General features: G+C 46.2%; 24 protein-coding genes. 8 read left to right on the top strand and 16 right to left on the bottom strand.

Going from position 1 to position 20,047, the window contains the following annotated elements; all coding sequences use genetic code 11:
- Positions 1–142: 142 nt before the first annotated feature.
- Positions 143–658 (bottom strand): YwhD family protein, encoded by a 516-nt coding sequence (locus ACFVAD_RS15870; RefSeq protein WP_386642062.1) that lies wholly within the window; start codon positions 656–658, stop codon positions 143–145.
- A gap of 12 nt (positions 659–670) precedes the next feature.
- The gene (locus ACFVAD_RS15865; RefSeq protein ID WP_386642059.1) at positions 671–1,342 is read right to left on the bottom strand and encodes a site-2 protease family protein; all 672 of its coding nucleotides are present in this window, start codon (positions 1,340–1,342) and stop codon (positions 671–673) included.
- Between the two features lie 114 nt (positions 1,343–1,456).
- Between ACFVAD_RS15865 and ACFVAD_RS15860 the strand changes: the two genes are divergently transcribed.
- The gene (locus tag ACFVAD_RS15860) at positions 1,457–1,642 is read left to right on the top strand and encodes a 2-hydroxymuconate tautomerase (protein ID WP_204413097.1); all 186 of its coding nucleotides are present in this window, start codon (positions 1,457–1,459) and stop codon (positions 1,640–1,642) included.
- A 207-nt stretch (positions 1,643–1,849) separates the two neighbouring features.
- Here ACFVAD_RS15860 and ACFVAD_RS15855 read toward each other — a convergent pair whose 3' ends face one another.
- The 4 genes from ACFVAD_RS15855 to ACFVAD_RS15840 form a co-directional block, all read right to left on the bottom strand.
- The gene (locus tag ACFVAD_RS15855) at positions 1,850–3,127 is read right to left on the bottom strand and encodes a DUF2254 domain-containing protein (RefSeq protein ID WP_386642056.1); all 1,278 of its coding nucleotides are present in this window, start codon (positions 3,125–3,127) and stop codon (positions 1,850–1,852) included.
- 318 nt (positions 3,128–3,445) lie between these two features.
- Entirely contained in the window at positions 3,446–3,952 is a 507-nt protein-coding gene (locus ACFVAD_RS15850) for a YwgA family protein (RefSeq protein WP_386642054.1), read from the bottom strand.
- Between the two features lie 30 nt (positions 3,953–3,982).
- The gene (locus tag ACFVAD_RS15845) at positions 3,983–5,281 is read right to left on the bottom strand and encodes an HD domain-containing protein (RefSeq protein WP_386642051.1); all 1,299 of its coding nucleotides are present in this window, start codon (positions 5,279–5,281) and stop codon (positions 3,983–3,985) included.
- A gap of 215 nt (positions 5,282–5,496) precedes the next feature.
- Positions 5,497–5,721 (bottom strand): YuzB family protein, encoded by a 225-nt coding sequence (locus ACFVAD_RS15840; protein WP_386642049.1) that lies wholly within the window; start codon positions 5,719–5,721, stop codon positions 5,497–5,499.
- A 203-nt stretch (positions 5,722–5,924) separates the two neighbouring features.
- Here ACFVAD_RS15840 and ACFVAD_RS15835 point away from each other — a divergent pair, with 203 nt between their 5' ends.
- Complete coding sequence (locus ACFVAD_RS15835; RefSeq protein WP_386642047.1) at positions 5,925–6,659, top strand: RsfA family transcriptional regulator; 735 nt, start codon at positions 5,925–5,927, stop codon at positions 6,657–6,659.
- A 66-nt stretch (positions 6,660–6,725) separates the two neighbouring features.
- On the opposite strand, the gene lipL is transcribed toward ACFVAD_RS15835, so the two are convergent.
- Both lipL and pta read right to left on the bottom strand, forming a co-directional pair.
- Positions 6,726–7,580, bottom strand: coding sequence for an octanoyl-[GcvH]:protein N-octanoyltransferase (gene lipL / locus ACFVAD_RS15830; RefSeq protein ID WP_386642044.1), 855 nt, complete (start codon positions 7,578–7,580; stop codon positions 6,726–6,728).
- Between the two features lie 327 nt (positions 7,581–7,907).
- Positions 7,908–8,882 (bottom strand): phosphate acetyltransferase, encoded by a 975-nt coding sequence (gene pta, locus ACFVAD_RS15825; RefSeq protein ID WP_386642042.1) that lies wholly within the window; start codon positions 8,880–8,882, stop codon positions 7,908–7,910.
- A gap of 447 nt (positions 8,883–9,329) precedes the next feature.
- On the opposite strand from pta, the gene hemQ reads away from it, so the two are divergent.
- From hemQ to gerQ, 3 genes are all read left to right on the top strand, one after another.
- Positions 9,330–10,073 (top strand): hydrogen peroxide-dependent heme synthase, encoded by a 744-nt coding sequence (gene hemQ / locus ACFVAD_RS15820; RefSeq protein WP_204413111.1) that lies wholly within the window; start codon positions 9,330–9,332, stop codon positions 10,071–10,073.
- Between the two features lie 216 nt (positions 10,074–10,289).
- Complete coding sequence (locus tag ACFVAD_RS15815) at positions 10,290–10,721, top strand: cell wall hydrolase (RefSeq protein ID WP_386642040.1); 432 nt, start codon at positions 10,290–10,292, stop codon at positions 10,719–10,721.
- Positions 10,722–10,764: 43 nt separating this feature from the next.
- Positions 10,765–11,262, top strand: a complete 498-nt coding sequence (gene gerQ / locus ACFVAD_RS15810) for a spore coat protein GerQ (protein WP_386642038.1) — start codon at positions 10,765–10,767, stop codon at positions 11,260–11,262.
- Positions 11,263–11,310: 48 nt separating this feature from the next.
- On the opposite strand, the gene ACFVAD_RS15805 is transcribed toward gerQ, so the two are convergent.
- Positions 11,311–11,679, bottom strand: a complete 369-nt coding sequence (locus ACFVAD_RS15805; RefSeq protein ID WP_386642036.1) for a DUF423 domain-containing protein — start codon at positions 11,677–11,679, stop codon at positions 11,311–11,313.
- A gap of 139 nt (positions 11,680–11,818) precedes the next feature.
- On the opposite strand from ACFVAD_RS15805, the gene pxpB reads away from it, so the two are divergent.
- The 3 genes from pxpB to ACFVAD_RS15790 are packed head-to-tail and all read left to right on the top strand — an operon-like array spanning position 11,819 to position 14,212.
- Positions 11,819–12,529 carry a 5-oxoprolinase subunit PxpB gene (pxpB, locus tag ACFVAD_RS15800; protein WP_386642033.1) on the top strand — a complete coding sequence of 237 codons (711 nt, stop codon included), beginning with the start codon at positions 11,819–11,821 and terminating at the stop codon, positions 12,527–12,529.
- Positions 12,516–13,280 carry a 5-oxoprolinase subunit PxpA gene (locus tag ACFVAD_RS15795; protein ID WP_386642031.1) on the top strand — a complete coding sequence of 255 codons (765 nt, stop codon included), beginning with the start codon at positions 12,516–12,518 and terminating at the stop codon, positions 13,278–13,280. The genes pxpB and ACFVAD_RS15795 overlap by 14 nt, the downstream gene beginning before the upstream one ends.
- Positions 13,277–14,212, top strand: coding sequence for a 5-oxoprolinase subunit C family protein (locus ACFVAD_RS15790; protein ID WP_386642029.1), 936 nt, complete (start codon positions 13,277–13,279; stop codon positions 14,210–14,212). The genes ACFVAD_RS15795 and ACFVAD_RS15790 overlap by 4 nt, the downstream gene beginning before the upstream one ends.
- Positions 14,213–14,246: 34 nt before the next feature.
- Here the strand turns inward: ACFVAD_RS15790 and ACFVAD_RS15785 are convergent, their stop codons facing one another.
- From ACFVAD_RS15785 to ACFVAD_RS15755, 7 genes are all read right to left on the bottom strand, one after another.
- Positions 14,247–14,543 carry a hypothetical protein gene (locus tag ACFVAD_RS15785; protein ID WP_386642026.1) on the bottom strand — a complete coding sequence of 99 codons (297 nt, stop codon included), beginning with the start codon at positions 14,541–14,543 and terminating at the stop codon, positions 14,247–14,249.
- Between the two features lie 87 nt (positions 14,544–14,630).
- A complete protein-coding gene (locus ACFVAD_RS15780; protein ID WP_386642023.1) occupies positions 14,631–14,936 on the bottom strand; it encodes a YwdI family protein in 306 nt (101 codons plus the stop codon).
- A gap of 13 nt (positions 14,937–14,949) precedes the next feature.
- Complete coding sequence (locus ACFVAD_RS15775) at positions 14,950–15,471, bottom strand: DUF420 domain-containing protein (protein ID WP_386642020.1); 522 nt, start codon at positions 15,469–15,471, stop codon at positions 14,950–14,952.
- 37 nt (positions 15,472–15,508) lie between these two features.
- Positions 15,509–15,715, bottom strand: coding sequence for a hypothetical protein (locus ACFVAD_RS15770; protein WP_386642018.1), 207 nt, complete (start codon positions 15,713–15,715; stop codon positions 15,509–15,511).
- Positions 15,716–16,427: 712 nt separating this feature from the next.
- Positions 16,428–18,122, bottom strand: a complete 1,695-nt coding sequence (locus tag ACFVAD_RS15765; protein WP_386642015.1) for a methyl-accepting chemotaxis protein — start codon at positions 18,120–18,122, stop codon at positions 16,428–16,430.
- A gap of 189 nt (positions 18,123–18,311) precedes the next feature.
- Positions 18,312–19,085, bottom strand: a complete 774-nt coding sequence (locus tag ACFVAD_RS15760; RefSeq protein WP_386642376.1) for an ion transporter — start codon at positions 19,083–19,085, stop codon at positions 18,312–18,314.
- A gap of 58 nt (positions 19,086–19,143) precedes the next feature.
- Positions 19,144–19,815 carry a uracil-DNA glycosylase gene (locus ACFVAD_RS15755; RefSeq protein ID WP_386642013.1) on the bottom strand — a complete coding sequence of 224 codons (672 nt, stop codon included), beginning with the start codon at positions 19,813–19,815 and terminating at the stop codon, positions 19,144–19,146.
- Positions 19,816–20,047 lie beyond the last annotated feature (232 nt).

The following is a 20,047-nucleotide window of genomic DNA, read 5'->3' as shown; positions in this document are numbered from 1 at the left end:
TTCAAAAAGTCCGGTAAAAAAGCTATAGAATTTCTTCGTCAGCTTGCCTCTCCGCTCCGCAACATTAGAAATCATACGCTGCGGTGCACGAGACTTCGCTTCCTCGAACTTCTTTGCTCTTTTTATCCTCCTTTTTGAACACTCATTCTACAGCTAATTGGTTTTTCAGATCGTCAGAAGCGCGCTCCCACATTCCGCTGTCATGCCCAATAAGATAGTTTTGCAAAATAGTTTTAGACCTGTCGTCCATGTGTTCGACGATGATATGTCTTTTCATCGATTTGTCCATTCTGTTCACATGCTCCGGCAAGGATTTGTACCCTCTTCTGATTTCACGGTCCACGGTCATTTCGCAAGCGGTCACACCTGCATAATATGGACCCTCCTGCTTGCGGTCGATCGTCACCCATACAAGCCAGTACGGTTTGCCGTTCGGTACATCGTCCTTGTTCGGTAAAAACTTGATGCCGCGTTCCACCGTGCTCCGTGCGTGCATGGCGCCGATATCGACAAACGCATCCCCGCCCTCCACGTCAACAAAAACCGGTGAGACATTATCAAGGCTCAATGCACCGACGCCATAGCCTCCATGACCGTCTGTCGGGTCATTTTTTATAATATTAAAGCCAATCGGTTTCTTTTTCTTTTCCTGGTCCATGATGGTTCCCCCTTAACGTAAGAATAAGCTTGCAAACCACTGCATAATTGTCCCTTGCACACTCGGGACAACGTCATAAAGCAGCGGATTGATGGTATAGTCACCAAGGTCGGTGAAAATCAAGACTAAAAATATGATGATGCCAAAAGGCTCGAGACGGGTCATTTTCACCCTCAAATTGGCCGGAGCCAGGTCTTCCAATATCCGATAGCCATCCAACGGCGGAAACGGCAGAAGGTTGAAGATGAATAAGAGCACGTTCAGCCTTGTGAATACATGAACGAACAGTTCCACCTTATCCTGCATGCTCACGGATAGTCCGTCGAACAATCCGAAAGATAGTAAAAGAAAGTACAGGAAACCACCGATGCAGGCAAGCAGCAGATTGCTGAGCGGACCCGCGAGCGAAACCAGGATACCTGCCAATCGTGGATTTTTAAAATAAAAGCGGTTTACCGGAACCGGCTTTGCCCATCCGAAGCCTGCGATAAAGATCAGGATCGTACCGATCGGATCCAGGTGTACATGTGGTGCCAAGGTCAGTCTTCCCTGATTTTTCGCTGTCGGGTCCCCAAATTTATAGGCCACAAAGGCATGGGCATATTCATGCAGCGTAAACGCAATAATCAACGTTATCGCCAAATATGGAATCAACTCCAGATTAAGTCCAAAAAAACTGTCCAAACCTTCTCCCCTTTTCTAAGCGATCATTTTCTTAGCTTGCGCTTTTCTAATTAGTATACAATAATTTATGTAAGGATAGAAAATATTAGTCGAGATTAAAGGAGTGTCTTTCATATGCCATACGTAACAGTGAAAATGCTAGAGGGCCGTACAGAGGAACAGAAGAAGGCATTGGTGGAAAAGGTGACAACTGCTGTCAGCGAGACAACCGGCGCACCGGAAGATAAAATCGTTGTGTTCATTGAAGAGATGACCAAGGGACATTACGCGGTTGGCGGCAAGCGTTTGAGCGATCAATAATTCATAGTTTAAAGGTGTCCCGTGGGCTGGTCTTCGGGACACCTTTTTGTAGATGGAATGGGTCGGAAATGCGAATCGGGCGTAAAACATGCACTACCGGGCGCAAATTTTGTTTTGCGGGCGAAAAACACTTAATATCGGGCGCAAATCCTATTTTCCGGGCGAAAGCGGAAAAATCACGGTTCGTTGGGCAACAATATTCCCTTTTTATCGAAGCAATTCGTTCAAGCACGCTTTCTTCTCCTCGATTTTCACGATGTCCAACGGTTCGAACTGCTCTTCTTTGATGCTATTGACTAAAAACGAGTACATACTGTTGATTTTCCTTCTTATCTGTTTGCTGCTCCCTTCTGCGGTTAGAATCAGGCATTCCAGAATGGTCAGAATCACAGAGATATCCGCCTGACCGTAGATTCTGAGCTGATAGAATGCCGTATAGAGGATTTCTTCAAAGGTCCGCTGCGGCAGGAAGATACGCTGCATGCGATCCTCATCCAAGAAAAGCAGCGTATCGGAATCGATTTCGCCAAACTCGATCAGGAGGCGGCTCATATAACGGATACAGTTGTTCGCGGTGTTCGGATCGTTGATGCCAGGCGAAATGGCCCGCAATGCTACTTCCGTTAGCTTCTGCAAAGCAAACTCCCCGTCCTGGAGCGGCGTCCTCTCCGGCCCGATTTCCATATATGGATTGATATTGATGGTTTCCTTTTTTTCTTTTAAAAAATAGACCTCTCCTATGACACTTTTGTCTGTTACAAAATCACCGATTCGCTTGTGATAATGAATGAACAGATCGTGCTCCTTCGCTTTTTCAGCTAGCCCCACTGTGTCGAGCAATTGGATGTAGCCTGTATTTTCTGCCATCCATTCCAATTTCTCGGTGTAATCGAAGTTTTGTTTTTCAGAAAGAACAAGTTTCCCGGATTCGATCAGCATTTTCTTTTTTTCCGCAGTCTCCATCCCTTCCTTCATCAGCCGTTCGATCAGCATACTTACCCTGATCGATCTGGCAACGTGATGGATAAAGAACACAAAATAGCCGACACAGATGATGGCCAGGATAATGCCGACTCCTGCTGCCAATACACGCTGGTCATCGAGCCAGTCCTTCATAAAAAGAAGCGAAAGCACCGAATAGATGAACGCTCCCACGAACACCCCAAGCACCCTTACAGTACTGCTCTCCGTCATAAAATCCTGCAGTGTACGGGGAGAGAACTGCGAGGAATACGTCGTCAGGACAACCATGATCGTCGAAAACGAAATCGTCGTCATCGTCAGGATGGCAGTCGATATGGCGCTTAGTATCGTCGTTCCAAGATCTACACTCGTAAACAAAACCTTTGGCAGGACATTTTGTACCGAATCCGCAAAAACCGTATCTATTAAAATCACCATAATGGTTAAAATGATGCTTGCTACACTATATAAACTCGGAACAAACCAAATGCTCTCCCTCGCCTTTAACGTCCACTTATCCATCGCAAAAGTATCCCCTTTTATTCGTGCTTTTTTCTTTTACCATTCCCTAACGCGCCGGGGATTAAGCGGATTCAGGAAAATTAATCCACATTGATAGAGAATGGAGTGTGATTTTTTGAGCTAGGACAGTTAATCGGTCGGAAAATCGCATTTATCGGTCCGTTTCTATGCGTAATCGGTCCGCTCTGGTCCTGTATCTGTCCGTTCTCCCCAATAATCGGTCCAATAAGCAGCACTATCTGTCCGCTCGACAGTAAGTGACAAAAACCGCGCAATAAATCTTTGGCAAATAAAAAAGCCAGACCCAAATCCCCGGGCCTAGCTCACCAACTGCGCGCGCAGCTTTTCGATATATTCGTATGCTTCGTCCACTTCCTGCTCGGTGTAGCGCTGCTTGCTTTTTAACGTAAACACCTTTTCCTGGACTTCTTCTTTTGGCAGATTCTCGAAGTACAGCACCGTTGAAACAAGCTCGAGGAAGCGTGAGCTCTGCTCGTTCATGGCGGTCATGCATTCGCCAAGATGCGGCATTTCGAGGTCGTAATGCTTTAGGAATTCCGCTCCCGTTTCCGTGAGGGAGTAGCGGTACTGCGAGTAGCCGCCTTTGTTTTCCTTCAGTTCGTGCAAAAAGCCCAGGTTGCAGAGCTCCTCCACTCTTAAGTTCACCTCTTCGGAGTATGGTCCGTAAAAATGGAAATTGTATTTTTCATAGAATGGGTAGTTCAGCTTTTTCGCTATGTACACCATCTTTTGCAGCTTTTTTCTCCCGATGAGTTCCCCGGCCGTAGCAAAGACCTTCATTAATTTTGCGTGATCGATCAACAAACCCTTCATCTCCTAACGTGTATCCGTAGCCTATATTCCTAATATCTCTCTGATTTTTTTCTTTATCGTGCGTTTCGTCGTCTGGTCTTCCAATATGTCCTGTGGAAAATAAAGCTTATGGTCGGTTCTTCTTTTTCCGGAAATCGCTTCTACAATCTCGGATTCCCTTGAAAGCTCCCGGATGTCCCCGTTTGGCATCAATAGGTGTATCGGGAGTCGCTCTTCCTCTTCACCTGGACGGTAAAAGTCGTATGGGAGATCGGAGGATGAATCGACCACCAGATAGTATTCCGGATCGAGTCCAGCTTTTTTGAAGAGCCCCATCAGCTCCATTAAATCCATCATCTGCTTATTAGGATTAAATTCGACATACTTAAACAAATTCCTGTTCATAAATCGTCGACATAAGTCACTTAATATCGAATCTTCTTCTTCCTCCCATGCCTGGAAGTAGAACATGATGACTGCTTCATCCAATTTTATATAATCTTCAAGTGCAAGCTTGTCCTCAAAAAGGGAATAAAAATGGATCGGATCATGCTTGAAGGTGTAGTTCTCCTCATACAGCTGTTTCGCACGGTGTAGAATTTTCGTTAAAATAACCTCGGCACTGCGTGTTACCGGATGAAAATAGACCTGCCAGTACATCTGGTAGCGGCTCATGATATAATCCTCGACCGCGTGCATGCCGCTCGATTTGATGACAACCTGATCCTCTCTCGGCCTCATCACGCGCATGATGCGCTCCATATCGAAGTTTCCGTAGCTCACCCCTGTAAAATAGGCGTCGCGAAGCAGATAATCCATTCGATCGGCATCAATCTGACTGGAAATCAAGCTTACTACTAGTTTATTTTTATATGTTTTGGCAATGACCTCGGCCACATGCTTCGGAAAATCCTTATGGACGTTCCGCAATACTGCATTTACCTCCGTCTCGCCCAATATGATCGCTTGTGTAAAATCCTCATGGTCAAGGTGGAATACTTTTTCAAAGGAATGGGAAAACGGCCCATGCCCCAGATCGTGAAGCAATGCTGCACACAGGCACAATAAGCGGTTTTCAGGATACCAGTCCGGCCTTCCATCAAAGCCATCGTCAATGATCCTGCGTACGATTTCGTAAACGCCAAGGGAATGGTTCAGACGGCTGTGCTCCGCCCCATGAAACGTCAAATATGTCGTTCCGAGCTGGCGGATCCGGCGCAGGCGCTGGAACTCCCTTGTCCCGATCAAATCCCATATCACACGGTCACGAACATGCACATAACGATGGACCGGATCTTTGAATACTTTTTCTTCATTAAGCTTTTCCGTTGCATAACTCATTCTCTTGACCTCGTTTACGTGTGATATTTTTAAAACCTGACTCTATTATATAGTATTTTTTTTACAAAGAAAGGATGGCCAAAAGGCAAAATGGAGGGTCTATCCTGCTTTTACCCAATCAGAATCCCGCCTACTCTTCTTTTCGTCATTCTACTGATTATCTGAAACTTCAAGGCGAATAAAAAATCACCTTTGTACGAATACGAAGGCGATTTCTATTTCTTGAGCTTTTTCACTATTTTTTCGATCAGTTCATCTTCAGTTGGTGCAGATACAGGACGGTTGTTCACAAATGCAAACGACTTCTTTCTCCCTGGCCCGCAATATGATTGGCAGCCCACATCAAGCTGCGCATCCTCATCCACCTGCTTCAGCTTCGGAATCAATGTCTTGATGTTGGTTGCTTGGCAATCATCACATATTCGAAATTCATTCGCCATTGTCTGGTACAACCCTTTCTTCTTTCACTTTGCAAATGATATTTTACATGTAAAGCCAGTCCTTTGCAAGCACGGTTTCCGTAGCTTCCGCCTTAAAACGCGGCAGATAACAATCTAGTAATTTTTTCTATGAATATGTATAAATATTTTTTTCTGGTCAAAAATAATAACAGAACTAAAGCTTAAAAGGGAGTTGGATTACCATGAAAGATCGTCAAGATGCTTGGTCTGAAGAGAATGATTTATTACTAGCCGAAACGGTTTTACGACATGTCAGGGAAGGCAGCACACAGCTTAACGCATTCGAGGAGGTCGGCGACAAGCTGAATCGCACCTCTGCAGCCTGCGGATTCCGCTGGAACGCAGTTGTAAGACATGATTATGAAAAGGCGCTTCAATTAGCGAAGAAACAGCGCAAGCAAAGGCAGCGTGCATTGGGACAGCCTACGAAAAAGCTGCTTTACAACCCACCGGAGTCCATTGTGGATGAGGACATCCCGTATGTGCTCGAGCAGAGCGAAGTCTTGTCCCAGCCTGTGATTCATGCGCAATCACAAACCAACGTGGAAGCTGCCGCCGAGCAGGTGCCGGTGCAGCAAAAGCAGCCTGGCTATTCCGGATTTAACGGTACGCTATCCATCGATCAGGTTATCGGTTTCTTACAAACCATGAAACATTCAAACGTTCATACTAGCGCTCTAAAACTAGAAAACGAGAGACTAGCAAAAGAAAATGCCGAACTTGGCCGTAAAGCGCAGGAGCTCGAGCAGCGCGTCAAAATGCTTCAGGATGAGCAGCTGACCGTCCAGGAGGATTACGAAACATTGATGAAAATCATGAACAGAGCACGCAAGCTCGTTCTGTTTGATGAAGAAGAGCGCGTACCATCAAAATTCATGATGGACCGCAATGGGAACTTGGAGAAACTGGCGGAGTAGATAAAAAGATAAGGGGCCAGACCCCCTCAGCGCTTTAAAGCACTGAGGGGGTCTGGCCCCTTTAGATTAATCCCCCAGCACCTTCTCATTTCGCTCCACTATCCGTTGATAATAGTGCTGATAGAGCTCCGTTTCGGCCCCTTGTAGCGTACCGGCGAAAATTTTGCCGCTCATTTCCTTCAGCGAAGTGAGCAGTCTGAGCATCACGTCCTGTACGGTCAACGTCTGCCCTGTCAGCTCGGTCAAGGAAGCCATCACACTTGGGTTGATTGATGGGAAGGCGAATTTTGTCTGCTCGCCTTGCAGCGCCCGCTTGTAGAACTCTCCGATTATGGCAGCACGCTCCGAACCGCTGCCGTCGATGCAAAGGTAGATTTGGACAGCCACCCCGCCCCGGATGCGCCTTTGCGAAATACCTGCAAATTTCCTACCGCCGATACTCAGGTCATAGCTACCCGGACAGTACGACCCGATTATCTCCTTTGCTTCTATTTCAGAGGTCAGATCCTTGAACATATCCTTTGTGAGTTCAAACATCGCATCATAGCCTCTATTGATATCAATCGCCTTTTCACCTTCAGGGAACACAAGCGAAATGTTTAGGACGCCATCGTCCAGTACGACTGCCAATCCGCCTGAGTTTCGCACGATCACCTCATACCCCTGGCTGTTCAAATAGTCGATACCTTCTTTAAGATAGGGCAGTCTCGTATCTTGAATGCCGAGTACAATCGTTCTCTGATGGACCCATGTCCGGCAGACCGCTCCGCTTTCTCCCTTTCCTACAGAGGTACATAACGTGTCATCCATGGCAAACGACTGAAGAGCATGGAAATTTGCACCTAATGAAGATTGATCGATGATTCGCCAGCTAGGCTGCATGAGTAGCGCCTGGGCAAGCGCATTTGTCGGTTCTATCATGATAATGGTAACTCCTCTGAACGTTCAAATTTATTCCTTTGCATTATAATACAAGAATTAGGTGAAGGGAAAGGCGGAAAAATGTAACGTGGAGGGAATTGCAAGCAGATTGAATGAAGAAATTGCTGATGAAGCGTTGTGGTTCTAGCGATTTCCGGTGAATTTCTAGCGATTGTGTGAAAGGTTCTAGCGATTCTTTGTAAACTTCTAGCTATTCCACAAAATCTTCTAGCGATTCACAAATTCCTCAAATTCCTCAAACTTCGTCCATTAAAAAAAAGAGGAAGGTGCGCCACCAAGCACTCACTTCCTCTTCCGCCGTCACATTTAGTTCATTGCCTGCCCTGCTGTAATAAGCGCAAGCTTGTAAACGTCTTCCACGCTGCAGCCGCGGGATAGGTCGTTTACCGGTTTGTTCAAGCCTTGCAGGATCGGTCCTACCGCTTCGAAGTTACCAAGGCGTTGTGCGATTTTGTAGCCGATGTTGCCTGCTTCCAGGCTCGGGAATACGAATACGTTCGCGTCCCCTTTAATGATGGATCCAGGTGCTTTCTTTTCTGCAACAGATGGAACGAATGCTGCGTCGAATTGGAATTCGCCGTCCACTACAAGGTTCGGGTCGCGTTCAGCTGCAAGGCGAGCCGCTTCTACTACGCGCTCCGTTTCAGAGGATTTCGCCGATCCTTTTGTCGAGAAGCTCAGCATCGCAACCTTTGGCTCTATGTTGAACATTTTTGCTGTTGCGGCACTTTCCACTGCAATTTCCGCCAGGTCGTTGCTGTCAGGGGAAATGTTGATGGCGCAATCCGCGAATACATACTTCTCGTCATTGCGTACCATGATGAACACACCGGATGTTTTGCGGACGCCTTCTTTTGTTTTGATGATCTGTAGCGCCGGGCGAACAGTGTCAGCTGTGGAATGAGCCGCTCCGCTTACAAGTCCTTGCGCACGGTTCACGTGTACAAGCATCGTTCCGAAATAGTTCGGGTTAAGAAGAATCTTGCGCGCATCCTCTTCTGATGCTTTCCCTTTGCGGCGTTCCACGAAGGATGCCACAAGCTCGTCCATGTGCTCGTATGTTTTTGGATCGTAGATTTCCACGCCATCCAATGTCAATTTATGGCTTGCTGCAAGTCCATTGATCTCATCGAGGTCTCCAACCACGATCGGCTGCACCATATTTTCTGCCGCCAAACGGGCAACTGCTGTCAGAACTCGCTCGTCATTGCCCTCGGGGAATACGATCCTGATATCTTTTCCTGCCACTTTTTCTTTTAAGGTAGTAAATAAATCACTCACACAAATCGCTCCTTAATTTGCTTTATAGATGATGTTCAAAAAGTCCGGTAAAAATTGCTTCGAACTTCTTCGTCAGCTTGCATCACAGCTCCTCACGTATCCTAAACATACGCTGCGGTGCTCGAGACTTCGCTTCCTCGAACTTCTTTGCTCTTTTTATCCTCTTTTTGAACTACACTTAGATTAGCTTCTACTGATAAGGATACTTCAACAAAATTGAAAAGCAACCATAAGCCACTGTTGTTATCGCTTACAGGAAAAAGTCTTTATTTTCTAACAAAAATCCATAGTCTTCGCTCTTCTATTGTTATCTGCCTGTCCCATCCTATTCATCAACCCGTCACATTTTTGCAGTTTTACTAATAAGAAGATAAGGATAAACTGTGTTATAGTAAGAAGGAATACATAGTAAATCTATTATCTAATTTCTATATAGGAGTGATTATGATGAGTGAAGCAGCACAAACATTAGACGGCTGGTATTGCCTGCATGATTTCCGTACGGTGGATTGGGCACTTTGGAAGACACTTTCAAGTGAAGAGCGCCAAACGGCCATCAATGAGTTCTTGGGATTAGTGGAAAAATGGAACCATGTTCAACGGGATAAAAACGGAAGCCACGCACTATACACAATCGTCGGTCAAAAAGCCGACTTCATGATGATGCTTCTTCGTCCGACTTTGGAGGAATTGAACGCCATCGAAAATGAGTTCAACAAAACAACGCTTGCACAGTATACGATTCCGGTACATTCCTATGTGTCGATCGTGGAGCTGAGCAACTATCTTCCTGAGGGTGAAGATCCATATCAGAACCCGCAGATTCTTGCCAGACTATACCCGGAATTGCCGAAAGCGAAGCATGTCTGCTTCTATCCGATGGACAAGCGCCGCAACGGTGAAGACAACTGGTACATGCTGCCGATGGAAGACCGTCGCCGCATGATGCGCAGCCATGGCATGATCGGCCGCCAATATGCCGGAAAAGTGAAGCAGGTCATCACCGGTTCTGTAGGATTTGATGACTACGAGTGGGGCGTGACCTTATTCGCTGACGAAGCGCTTCAGTTCAAAAAGCTTGTCTACGAAATGCGTTTTGACGAAGTAAGTGCCCGTTTCGGGGAATTCGGAGCGTTTTATGTAGGAAATCTGCTTGAAGAAGACAAAGTATACTCTTTCTTGCACGTATAAAAAGATTTGTGAGCGCCAACTTTCGGGTTGGCGCTTTTTTGTGGCTGAGGGGAGGTCCGGGACGATTTTCTTCCGGCGTCCCCTTGTCATATTCCCTCCACCTTCCACATACAATCTACTAGTATGATTTCTCACAAAAAAGTTGCACCATTTTCTGACCACTCAATATGTTAATAGGGGAGATACCTATGCTTTATCGGAAATTGAGGTGAGAAAATGTCAGTTATATCTCACAACGAAGCGGATGTGAAAACCTTGGCCCGGCTGATACGCGCAGAGGCTGAAGGCGATGGTGTTCAAGGAATGCTGTTAGTTGGTAATGTCGGTGTCAATCGCGTTCGTGCAAACTGCTTGGATTTCAAGAATATTAATACGATCAATAAGATGGTGTTCCAAAGTCCCGGTGGCTTTGAAGCTACTAAAAAAGGGTATTTCTACCAGCGGGCACGGGATAAGGAAATCAGACTGGCACGCCGTACTATTAATGGAGAGCGTTTCAGGCCGGCAACAAACTCCTTATGGTTCTTCCGTCCGGATGGTCCATGTCCGTCTCAATGGTACAATCAGCCGAATGCCGGCCAGTTCAAATCACACTGCTTCTTTTTTCCATTGGAAGCAAACTGTCCGAGTGTTTACCAGACTTTTTAAAAAAGAGTAGACTACTTTCACGTTTTTGAGGAGGGAATGACACATGAGTCAACAATTTTCACAGGCAGCAGGTTACCCTTATGCACAAGGGTACGGAGATCCTTACTCAGCCTACACAAGAAATCAGCAAGGTGGTTATCCATACGGAATGTACGGTCAACAAATGCAGCAGGTGGCCGGTGCCCAGCAGACTGGATTACAGGTACCATCCTTTCCGACGCAGACTGCCCAACAGGGGCCGGATGTACCGGGAATGCTGCCGCTTGAGCAATCTTACATCGAAAATATTCTACGGTTGAACCGCGGCAAGCTGGCAACGGTGTATATGACATTTGAGAACAACCGCGAATGGAACGCTAAGATTTTTAAAGGGATCATTGAAGCGGCAGGAAGGGATCACATTATCTTAAGTGACCCGCAAACCGGAAAGCGTTATCTGCTCTTGATGGTTTACCTTGATTACATCACATTCGATGAAGAGCTTGATTATGAATATCCGTTCAACAGCCAAGGCCAGCTGGCACAATATCAGCCTCGATAATAAGCAAAAAAACACGCAAGCCGCATTTTCATGCGCTTGCGTGTTTTTTTACGCCTTCATTGCCGCCACAATCACCAATACCCATCCAAGCAGGAATGCCACTCCGCCAAGCGGCGTGATGGCGCCCAAGATTTTCACCCCGGACAATGTCAGTACATAGAGGCTCCCTGAGAATAGGATGATCCCGATTGTCATTGACCAGCCGGCAGTGGATAAAAGTCCTGAGCTGCCAAAGCGGTCAATCAGGAATGCGATGACAAAAAGCCCTCCTGCATGGAACATCTGGTAGGTTACCCCTGTTTTCCAGATCTCGAGCATCCGCTCTGTTACTTTCCCTTCCAGTCCGTGCGCCCCAAAGGCTCCAAGTGCCACGGCAAGAAATGCGTTGATCGCACCAAGTATGATAAATAGATTCATGAGTGGGTCCACCTTTCCTAACTTGTTCTTTTCGTTTAAGCTATATAGTAAGTATTTTCGCATAAATGCTGTTTTTGCGTTACAAAAACAGCTTAATATTATGTATAACACAATTCTCCTCATGTAAGGGTGATGTTTTTTGAACTATCTGTTACAACCGCTTGGAGATCAGGCGTTGCGAATTGAGCTTTTGGATAAGAATACAGCCATTCGGACCATTTGTACTCATCTTATTGCCGGCTCCCTGCCTGGTGTCGTGGATATCGTCCCTGGCATCAGCAGTATAACCATCTTTTATGAATATCCAACTTCTGATTATATGATTTTAAAAGAAAAAGTTTTGGGCATCTTGGAAACTATGCCTGCCTGCGAAAGTGAAGTTTCCAAGAGGACGGTCCTACTGCCAACTTTATATGATGGGCCCGATTTAGCCTCGCTTGCTGACAAGCACCAGACTGCAGTGGAAGAAATCATTGAAAAGCATAGCAGCGCTGCCTATGAAGTGGCAATGCTCGGATTCCTGCCGGGATTCCCTTATTTGAATGGGCTACCGCCTTCCTTGGAAACACCAAGACTCGCGACCCCAAGAAGCAAGGTTCCTGCAGGGTCTGTCGGGATTGGCGGTAATCAAACAGGCGTATATCCCGTGGATTCGCCTGGCGGGTGGAATCTTATCGGCCGTACGCCGATACCCCTTTTTTTACCGGATGTGGAGGATTCCTTCCTGCTGCAGGCTGGCGATAAAGTGCGTTTTCAAGCTATTTCCGAAAAGGAATTTGCCTTATGGCAGGAAAAAGTTCCTCAAAGTGCATGGAAAAAGGAAGTGATTTTCAACCATGAAGACAATTGATTTGAACTGTGATTTAGGCGAGAGCTTCGGTTCGTTTGTGATGGGCAATGACGAATTGATTCTCCCTTACGTTACCTCTGCCAATATTGCCTGCGGCTTTCATGCAGGCGATCCACATGTGATGGACCGGACTGTAGCACTTGCAAAAGAGAACAATGTTGCAATCGGGGCCCATCCAGGATTTCAGGATATCCAGGGCTTCGGCCGGCGCAGCATGCCGCTCACCCCGGATGAAGTCTATCACCTCATTCTTTATCAGATCGGTGCCATGGAAGCATTCTGCCGGGCACACGACGTTTCGCTTCATCATGTAAAACCTCATGGGGCACTGTATAATATGGCAGCAAAAGACTACACGCTTGCAGAGGCAATCGCAAAGGCGGTAAAAGCTTTCGACTCTTCGCTTCTGCTTTACGGTCTGGCTGGCAGTGAGCTCATTCGTGCAGGTGAGGACGCAGGACTTCGTACAGCTTCTGAAGGATTCGCGGACAGAACCTACCAGCAAGATGGAACCCTCACTCCTCGGAACCAACCGAATGCGGTCATCCATGAGGTGGATAAGGCTGTGCAGCAGGTCATTCAGATGGTCGGGCAAGGTACGGTTACAACGGTCAATGGGGACACGGTGAAGCTCCATGTCGACACCATCTGCCTTCATGGAGACAATGAGCATGCGATTCTTTTTGCCCAGCAGCTCCATCAGACTCTTAGTGGAAATATGATTGAAATTGCGAAGGTGCAGCGCCTATGAGCTGTCCAATTTTCCAAGTAGACAAGCCAGGTCTGCTCACTTCTTTTCAAGACATGGGAAGGAAAAAACACCAATCCAAAGGTGTGGTGGCATCCGGAGCAATGGACACGACGGCATGTCAGATTGCCAATCTGCTTGTCGGAAATCCAAAAGAAGAGGCATGCATCGAGATTGCCGTTCAAGGGCCCTCTTTTACAGTGACAGCCAAAAGTGCAACCATCGCTATTTGCGGGGCGGACCTCTCCCCCATGATTAATGGAACGCCAGTGGATATGTGGAAGACCCTGCAGGTAAATGAAGGCGACAAGCTGCAGTTCGGCGCTCCAAGAGGTGGAGTGTATGCATATATTGCCGTGAGTGGCGGGTTTTCGGTTCCGATCCATTTGGGGAGCAAATCCTTTTATTCCAAGGCGAGTCTTGGTCTAGAGATAAAAAAAGGGGACATGCTTTCTGCGGAGTCCCTCCCTTCTCCCTTACCTGCCAGAGGGCTGCGCCACGAATTCAGCTACCCGAAAGAGGTGGAGGTGCGCGTCATTCGCGGACCACACGAAACGCATTTCGGAACAGAGGATTTTGAGCAGTTTTTCTCACAGGCCTATCAGGTGGGTCAGGGTGATCGCATGGGCTACAGGTTACAGGGCAAGGTCCCGTTGTCTTCCCCTACCCATAAAGGAATCGCATCCGATGCGATTCCGCTTGGCGGTATTCAGGTGCCGGAAGACGGCCAGCCTATCGTTCTCTTGGCTGACAGGCAGACGACTGGCGGCTATCGCCGGATCGGGACGGTCATCACAGCTGATCTTCCTAAACTGGTGCAGGTGCCTCCAGGTGGAATGATTCAATTTAAGGAAGCGACTCTCGATGAGGCGTATAAAGCGCTGGAAGAGCAGCAGCTTTTCCTGAAGCATGTAGAAATTTTCATCCAAAAATAAAACGCCCCACCTGATTCGGTCTTGGGGCGCCTACTCAACGGGAGTTCAAATACAGCTGTAATGCGTGTTTGAGCTCTCGTTCTTTTTTGGTTGTACTTATATGATAATGATCGCCGTCCAGATTCGCAAGGAAGTCATTGTGTCCCTGTGTGTGCAGGAATTCATTGACACTTGTGACATCTTCCCTTGTCGAAAGCAGCGTTTTTTGTCCAACAAAGTCACCGTTTACGTAAACTTCATAGCGATCATGAGAAAGCTTCGTGGATGAATCGATATTTCTATCCATATAGGAAGCTAACCCTAAAAATGTTCCGTCCATACTACCCATCATGTGTAAAAAACACCTCCATACTTGCTGGGGTGTTTTTAGTTTGACTACTTCATATGCAGTTTAGTATGGTAACTTTTCGGAAGAAGGTTAAAAGTCAAAAATAGAGTCTCCGTTCGCCTCGTCCTCTTTCATGGGTTTGGACGGAAAATTGCTCATCGGCGGGCTCTGCTGAGCTATTGGAGCAAAATTGCTTGCCGCTAGTGTCGGCGCTACGGGCTGCATGCTTGGTGCAGCAGGTCTTGTCACCTGCTGTACGTCCTCCTCCAAAGCCAGTTCGCAAAGGGATTTCATCGCAGCAAGATGCTCGCGCTTCTTTTGAAGACTTCCCGTTCCCTGCGCCAGATTCAGTTCCGCTTGCATGCGCTGCAAGACTTTATCCAATGTGATGCTCATGTTTTCCCCTCCTTCAATAATATGGAGATATCATAAAATAAACGATAACACCAGTTAAGCTTACATAAAGCCATAACGGCATTGTCCAGCGTGCTATTTTACGATGGCGTTCCTTTTGCATACTCCAACCGGTTACCAAGGAATATAACGCCAACGGCACAATGACGACCGCCAACACGATATGCGTCAATAAAATAAAGAAGTAGATGGACCGGATGATGCCCTCTCCCCCAAACGGTGTCGATTCCGTGAGCGAATGATAAGTCACATAAGTGACCAAGAATAGTGTGGTGGACGTAAATGCCGCCAAAATAAAACGTCGGTGCACGGTAATATTCTTCTTTAAGATCGCCACAAGCGCACACACGAGGAATACAAAGGTAAAACTGTTGAATATCGCGTTCATCATCGGCAGGAATGTCAAATCCACATGTGCAAGCCCCTCGTATTGCGGAAGGAAAAATATAAGCACAACAAGTGCATTGATCAGGATGGATATGCCGATGATCCACGGCAGGAAATTTCTTTTTTTCATGCTTGTCTCCTTTTTCAGGCTTCCTTGGAATAAGCCTTTATATGTAATAGCCTTTACTGGAAGGCTCTTTTGCCGAAGCCTTTTTTTCAAACTTCATACAAGGGCTTCCGGACGAACGGAAAACTGCCAGGGAAGGCAATTGATTGGTTTTGAACCCGAATGCACGGCAGCCTTTTGGAAACTTGGCATCCCATGTTACATAGTAATGCCGGCACTTCATGCAATCAATCCGCTTCGGTTCCATTCCCTCACACCCTTTTCCCCATTATCCTCTTTCATTTTACCATTTTATACGTGTGCATCCTATGAATAACCTGTGACGAATAAGGCACTTTGTTATGTTTATAAAGCGGTTTTGCAAAACAATTAAAATTCTGGTTAAAAAACCGCTGGTGCTTTCCGCACTAGGCTGCGCTTTCCGCGGGGCGGTGCTGGAGCCTCCTCGGGCTTTTGCCCTGTGGGGTCTCCAGCCTACCGCTGTCTCCCGCAGGAGTCTCCGCCTATTGCTCCAATCACCAGCTGGCATACACATAAAACTGCATTTGGCCGTACGAGGATCCAGTGTTCAAAGTCTTCCGCTACTACAATCAACTCTCGGTTTTTACGTTTTCTATTGAAAGAAGCAAACCATTTGATGAGACAAAATGAAGCAAATCTCTGCCGTGTATATAAAGTGCAAAAATGGTTCTATCTCTTCTTTTAAGCTTTATCATTATTATTTCCAGTCTCCCCTGTTGATTGGAGTGCAAGGCATGAGACTCCTGCGGGAGATAGCGGTTGACTTGAGACCCCGCAGGCAAGCCGAGGAGGCTCAAGCAGCGCCCCGCGGAAAGCGAATGCCTGGAACGGAGATCAACAGGGTGTTTAATGAGGACACTTAATCTTTGGTTTAGTCTTTGTCAAATATTTAACAACAAAAATAAAACCTGTGACAAATATCATCACAGGTTTCTTGGTCAGCGATTGTTTATGGACTCTATGGTTGCAGCAAGGTCTTCCGCTGTTTCTTTAACAACATCCACTGTTCCTTTCATGCTGTTGGAAACGGCCACTTGGTGGTCTGCAGCATTTACGACTTCCCCCATCTGCTGTGTCAATTCCGACGAGGAGGTAACTAGGTCATTGACGGAGTTTACGATGTCATTCACTCCGAGGCTGATTTCCTCCATGGCTGCAGTAATATGGGTGCCCTGCTCCAACAGGGTGCCGCTATTGGTGGCAATATCCTGAAATAGCTTTGCAGAAGCTGTGTTTTGTTCATTGGTCTGGTCGATCGTATCCTTGAAGGCTTCGAACTCCACCAGCACAGTGTTGGCATCCTCCTGGATACGTCCGGTGATGCTGTTGATTTCTTTTGAAAAAAGATCTGTCTGGGATGAGAGCTTGCGGATCTCTTCTGCTACCACCGCAAATCCTTTTCCTGCCTCCCCGGCCCTAGCCGCTTCGATGGAAGCATTTAATGCCAGCAGATTCGTTTGCGTCGTGATTTCATTTATTCCTTTTAAAAAGCTTTGAGCTTCATCAATGCTTGTCTTAATCTGAGAAAAACGGCTGACGATGGACTCGGTCTCCTTGGAGGAATGATGCATCGTCTCAGACATCTGCTTCACAGACGCGGCACCCTTTTTCGATAGGATTTCCATGTTTTCGAGGTTTCGCATCATCACATCCACAATGCTGTATATTTCCTGCGTGCTGGCAGAAGCCTGCTCGGTAACCGCCGAAATGGCTGCTGTCCCTTCGTATTGCAACGCCACTTTTTCTGTCACCTGTTCGGACTTTAATTTAATCAAAGCGGATTTATCAAGATTCTGGTCTGCCCCGATCAGCAGCTCCTGCATGACAACCTGAAGACGCTGGTTGGCATCGAGACTTCCATTCATCAGCTGATCGATGTTCTGACCCATTTTCGTCAGCGCTTGATCCACCTGGCCGAATTCATCTTTTCTTGCAGAGCGCTTGGATGCGAACGTAAAATCACCTTGCTGATATGCGCCCACTCGTTCGAGCAGCATATTCACTCCTCTGTTAAAGGCTGTACGGAAGGTAAGCAAAGCGAAAATTGGAACAAGCACAACCACTAATAAAGAAAGCAGGGTCCATAATTCTGTCGAACCGACCTGTGCCTGTATTTCCTGTCTATTTTCATCATTGAACTTCTGGAGAAACTCCATCCCTGTGACATTTGCCCGCTCCACTTGATTACGAGCTTTCGCCAGCTCCTCTGATGTCTGGATTCGCAGACGATCCATGTTCGTTGCATTGGAAACGTCACTAATTAGTAGATATTGTTTAGACAATGTTTCATGTGAAACGACAAAATACTGCTTTAACTGTCCTAATTCTTCATATTTCTCGAAATAAGGCTCGAAATTTGCCAGCTTCTCTTCGGTACCAAGAAGATTCTTCTCGATTCCCTCCACATGCTTTTTGGAATAGCCACTCGATACGACAAAATACATATCCGTCAACGTCGATTGATAGGATTGAACAAGCTCAAAGTAGCGCTCATTCAACTCTGTCAGCTCCTCCATTTCATTAACACTTTTCTGCACTTGCATGCTGCTCATCCATATGACGATCGAAGCAGCCACCCCGATTGCCGCCAATAAAACCGTCAAGACCAATAGCCTTTTTCTCATACTCCCCATTGTCCTTCCCCTTCCATCCTTTAAAGCCAGTCTCTCTTGGTTCAGCATTGTGCTACAAATTGTGAAACCGCTTGCACAACCCCGCAAAAAAATTTGTATCTCTTTCTTATTTATTTCGACAACATCTGGAAGATATTTAATACATTTTTTATGTTTTGTAGAAAAATTAAAAAGGGGTCAGGCCCCTTTTTAATTTTGTTCTTTTTTCATAAGCAGCTTTTTTAGTTCGCTGATTTCGTCCGTGATTTTCGCTAGTTCCTGTTTGCTTACTTCGATCTTGTCGTCTTTTTGTTCTTCCTCTTTCGCCTCTTGGATGTTGTTGAGGATTTCACCGACAATCAGGTTGAGGACGATGAAGGTTCCTACAAGGATAAAGGAGACAAAGTAGATCCAGGAGTATGGACTCTCGGCAAAGATTGGTCGGAAGACGCCGCTTGCCCAGGACTCAAGTGTGATGACCTGGAATAATGTGACGAGCGACAGGTGCAGGGATCCGAAGTATTCAGGAGAGATTTCTCCAAAGAACATCACCCCTAGTACGGCATAGATATAAAACACCAGTCCAAGGAGCATCATGATCGTCCCAAGCGATGGGATGGTTTTCAGAAATGCCGTTACGAGCCTTTGAAGGGACGGAATGACCGTCACTGCTCGGAGGACACGCAGCACCCTTAGGATACGCAGGGCGGAAATGAAGTACGTTCCGCTGAATAAAAGCACCCCGGCCACGACCACGAAATCGAATATGTTCCATTTACTATAGAAGAATTGATAGAATTTCTTTTCCGCAAACACCCTCAAAATGATTTCTATCGTAAAGAACCATAAAAAGAACACTTCAAACCCTTGAATGACCCCTGGATAATCCTGTCTGAAATGAGGATACGTCTCCACTCCGATCAAAATGGCATTCAACAGGATGACAAGCATGACTGCATTTACAAAATAACGGTGGCTTACCAGCTGCCGTTTTCAATTTCCAACTTTCCATATGTACTCTTCCCTTCATCTTAACTAACCTTTATGGCGTTAGCTGCCAATCTATTTCTTTTTCGCCCATTTCCTTTAATACCGCATTCACTTTAGAAAACGGCCTGCTGCCAAAAAAGCCCCTGTTTGCGGAAAAAGGACTTGGGTGAGGACTTTTTATCACAGTGTGACGGCTATTGGTGATGAGTGTCTCCTTTTGCTCGGCATGCTTTCCCCATAAAAGAAAGATGACCGGGCGGCTTCGATCATTCAACTTCCTGATCACTGCATCGGTAAACTGCTCCCAGCCCTTGCCTTTGTGGGAATTCGGTTCAGATTCCCTGACCGTCAGTACCGTATTCAGTAGCAGCACACCCTCATTCGCCCACTCCATCAGATAGCCATGGTTTGGTGTGGCAATTCCTAAGTCTGCATGCAGCTCTTTATACATATTGCGAAGTGACGGAGGAATGGTCACCCCTTTTTGGACAGAAAAGCTCATTCCATGGGCCTGTCCCTTTCCATGGTACGGATCCTGACCGATAATGACGACCTTCACTTCCTCATATTTTGTCGCCTGGAATGCACGAAATAAGTTCTCCCTCGACGGGTATACTATTTGTGACTCGTATTCGCCATCTATAAATTGATTCAATTTAATAAAATAATCTTTTTTTGATTCTTCCTTGAAAAGAGCGGACCAATTTTCACAGTTTATGCCCATGTACCCACCACTCCTGTCTGTTACTGTTCCAATCCCTACTTTACCATAGACACTGACTATTTGTTTAACATTTCCCCTGAGTCAATCATTCGGGGAATATGTCCATGATGTGGTATAGTGATATCGGAAAACATTGAATTGCTTTGTATTTTTATATAAAATAAAATACTTGGGTAGGTTATTTTTTCAATGTTCCATACTTATTATAATAAATGCTACTTTTTTACATATT

The sequence above is a fragment of the Sutcliffiella sp. NPDC057660 genome, assembly GCF_042800035.1.
Classification (GTDB): domain Bacteria; phylum Bacillota; class Bacilli; order Bacillales; family Bacillaceae_I; genus Sutcliffiella_A.
The sequence above is the reverse complement of the archived record's forward strand: the minus strand, read 5'-3'. Positions and strand labels throughout refer to the sequence as shown.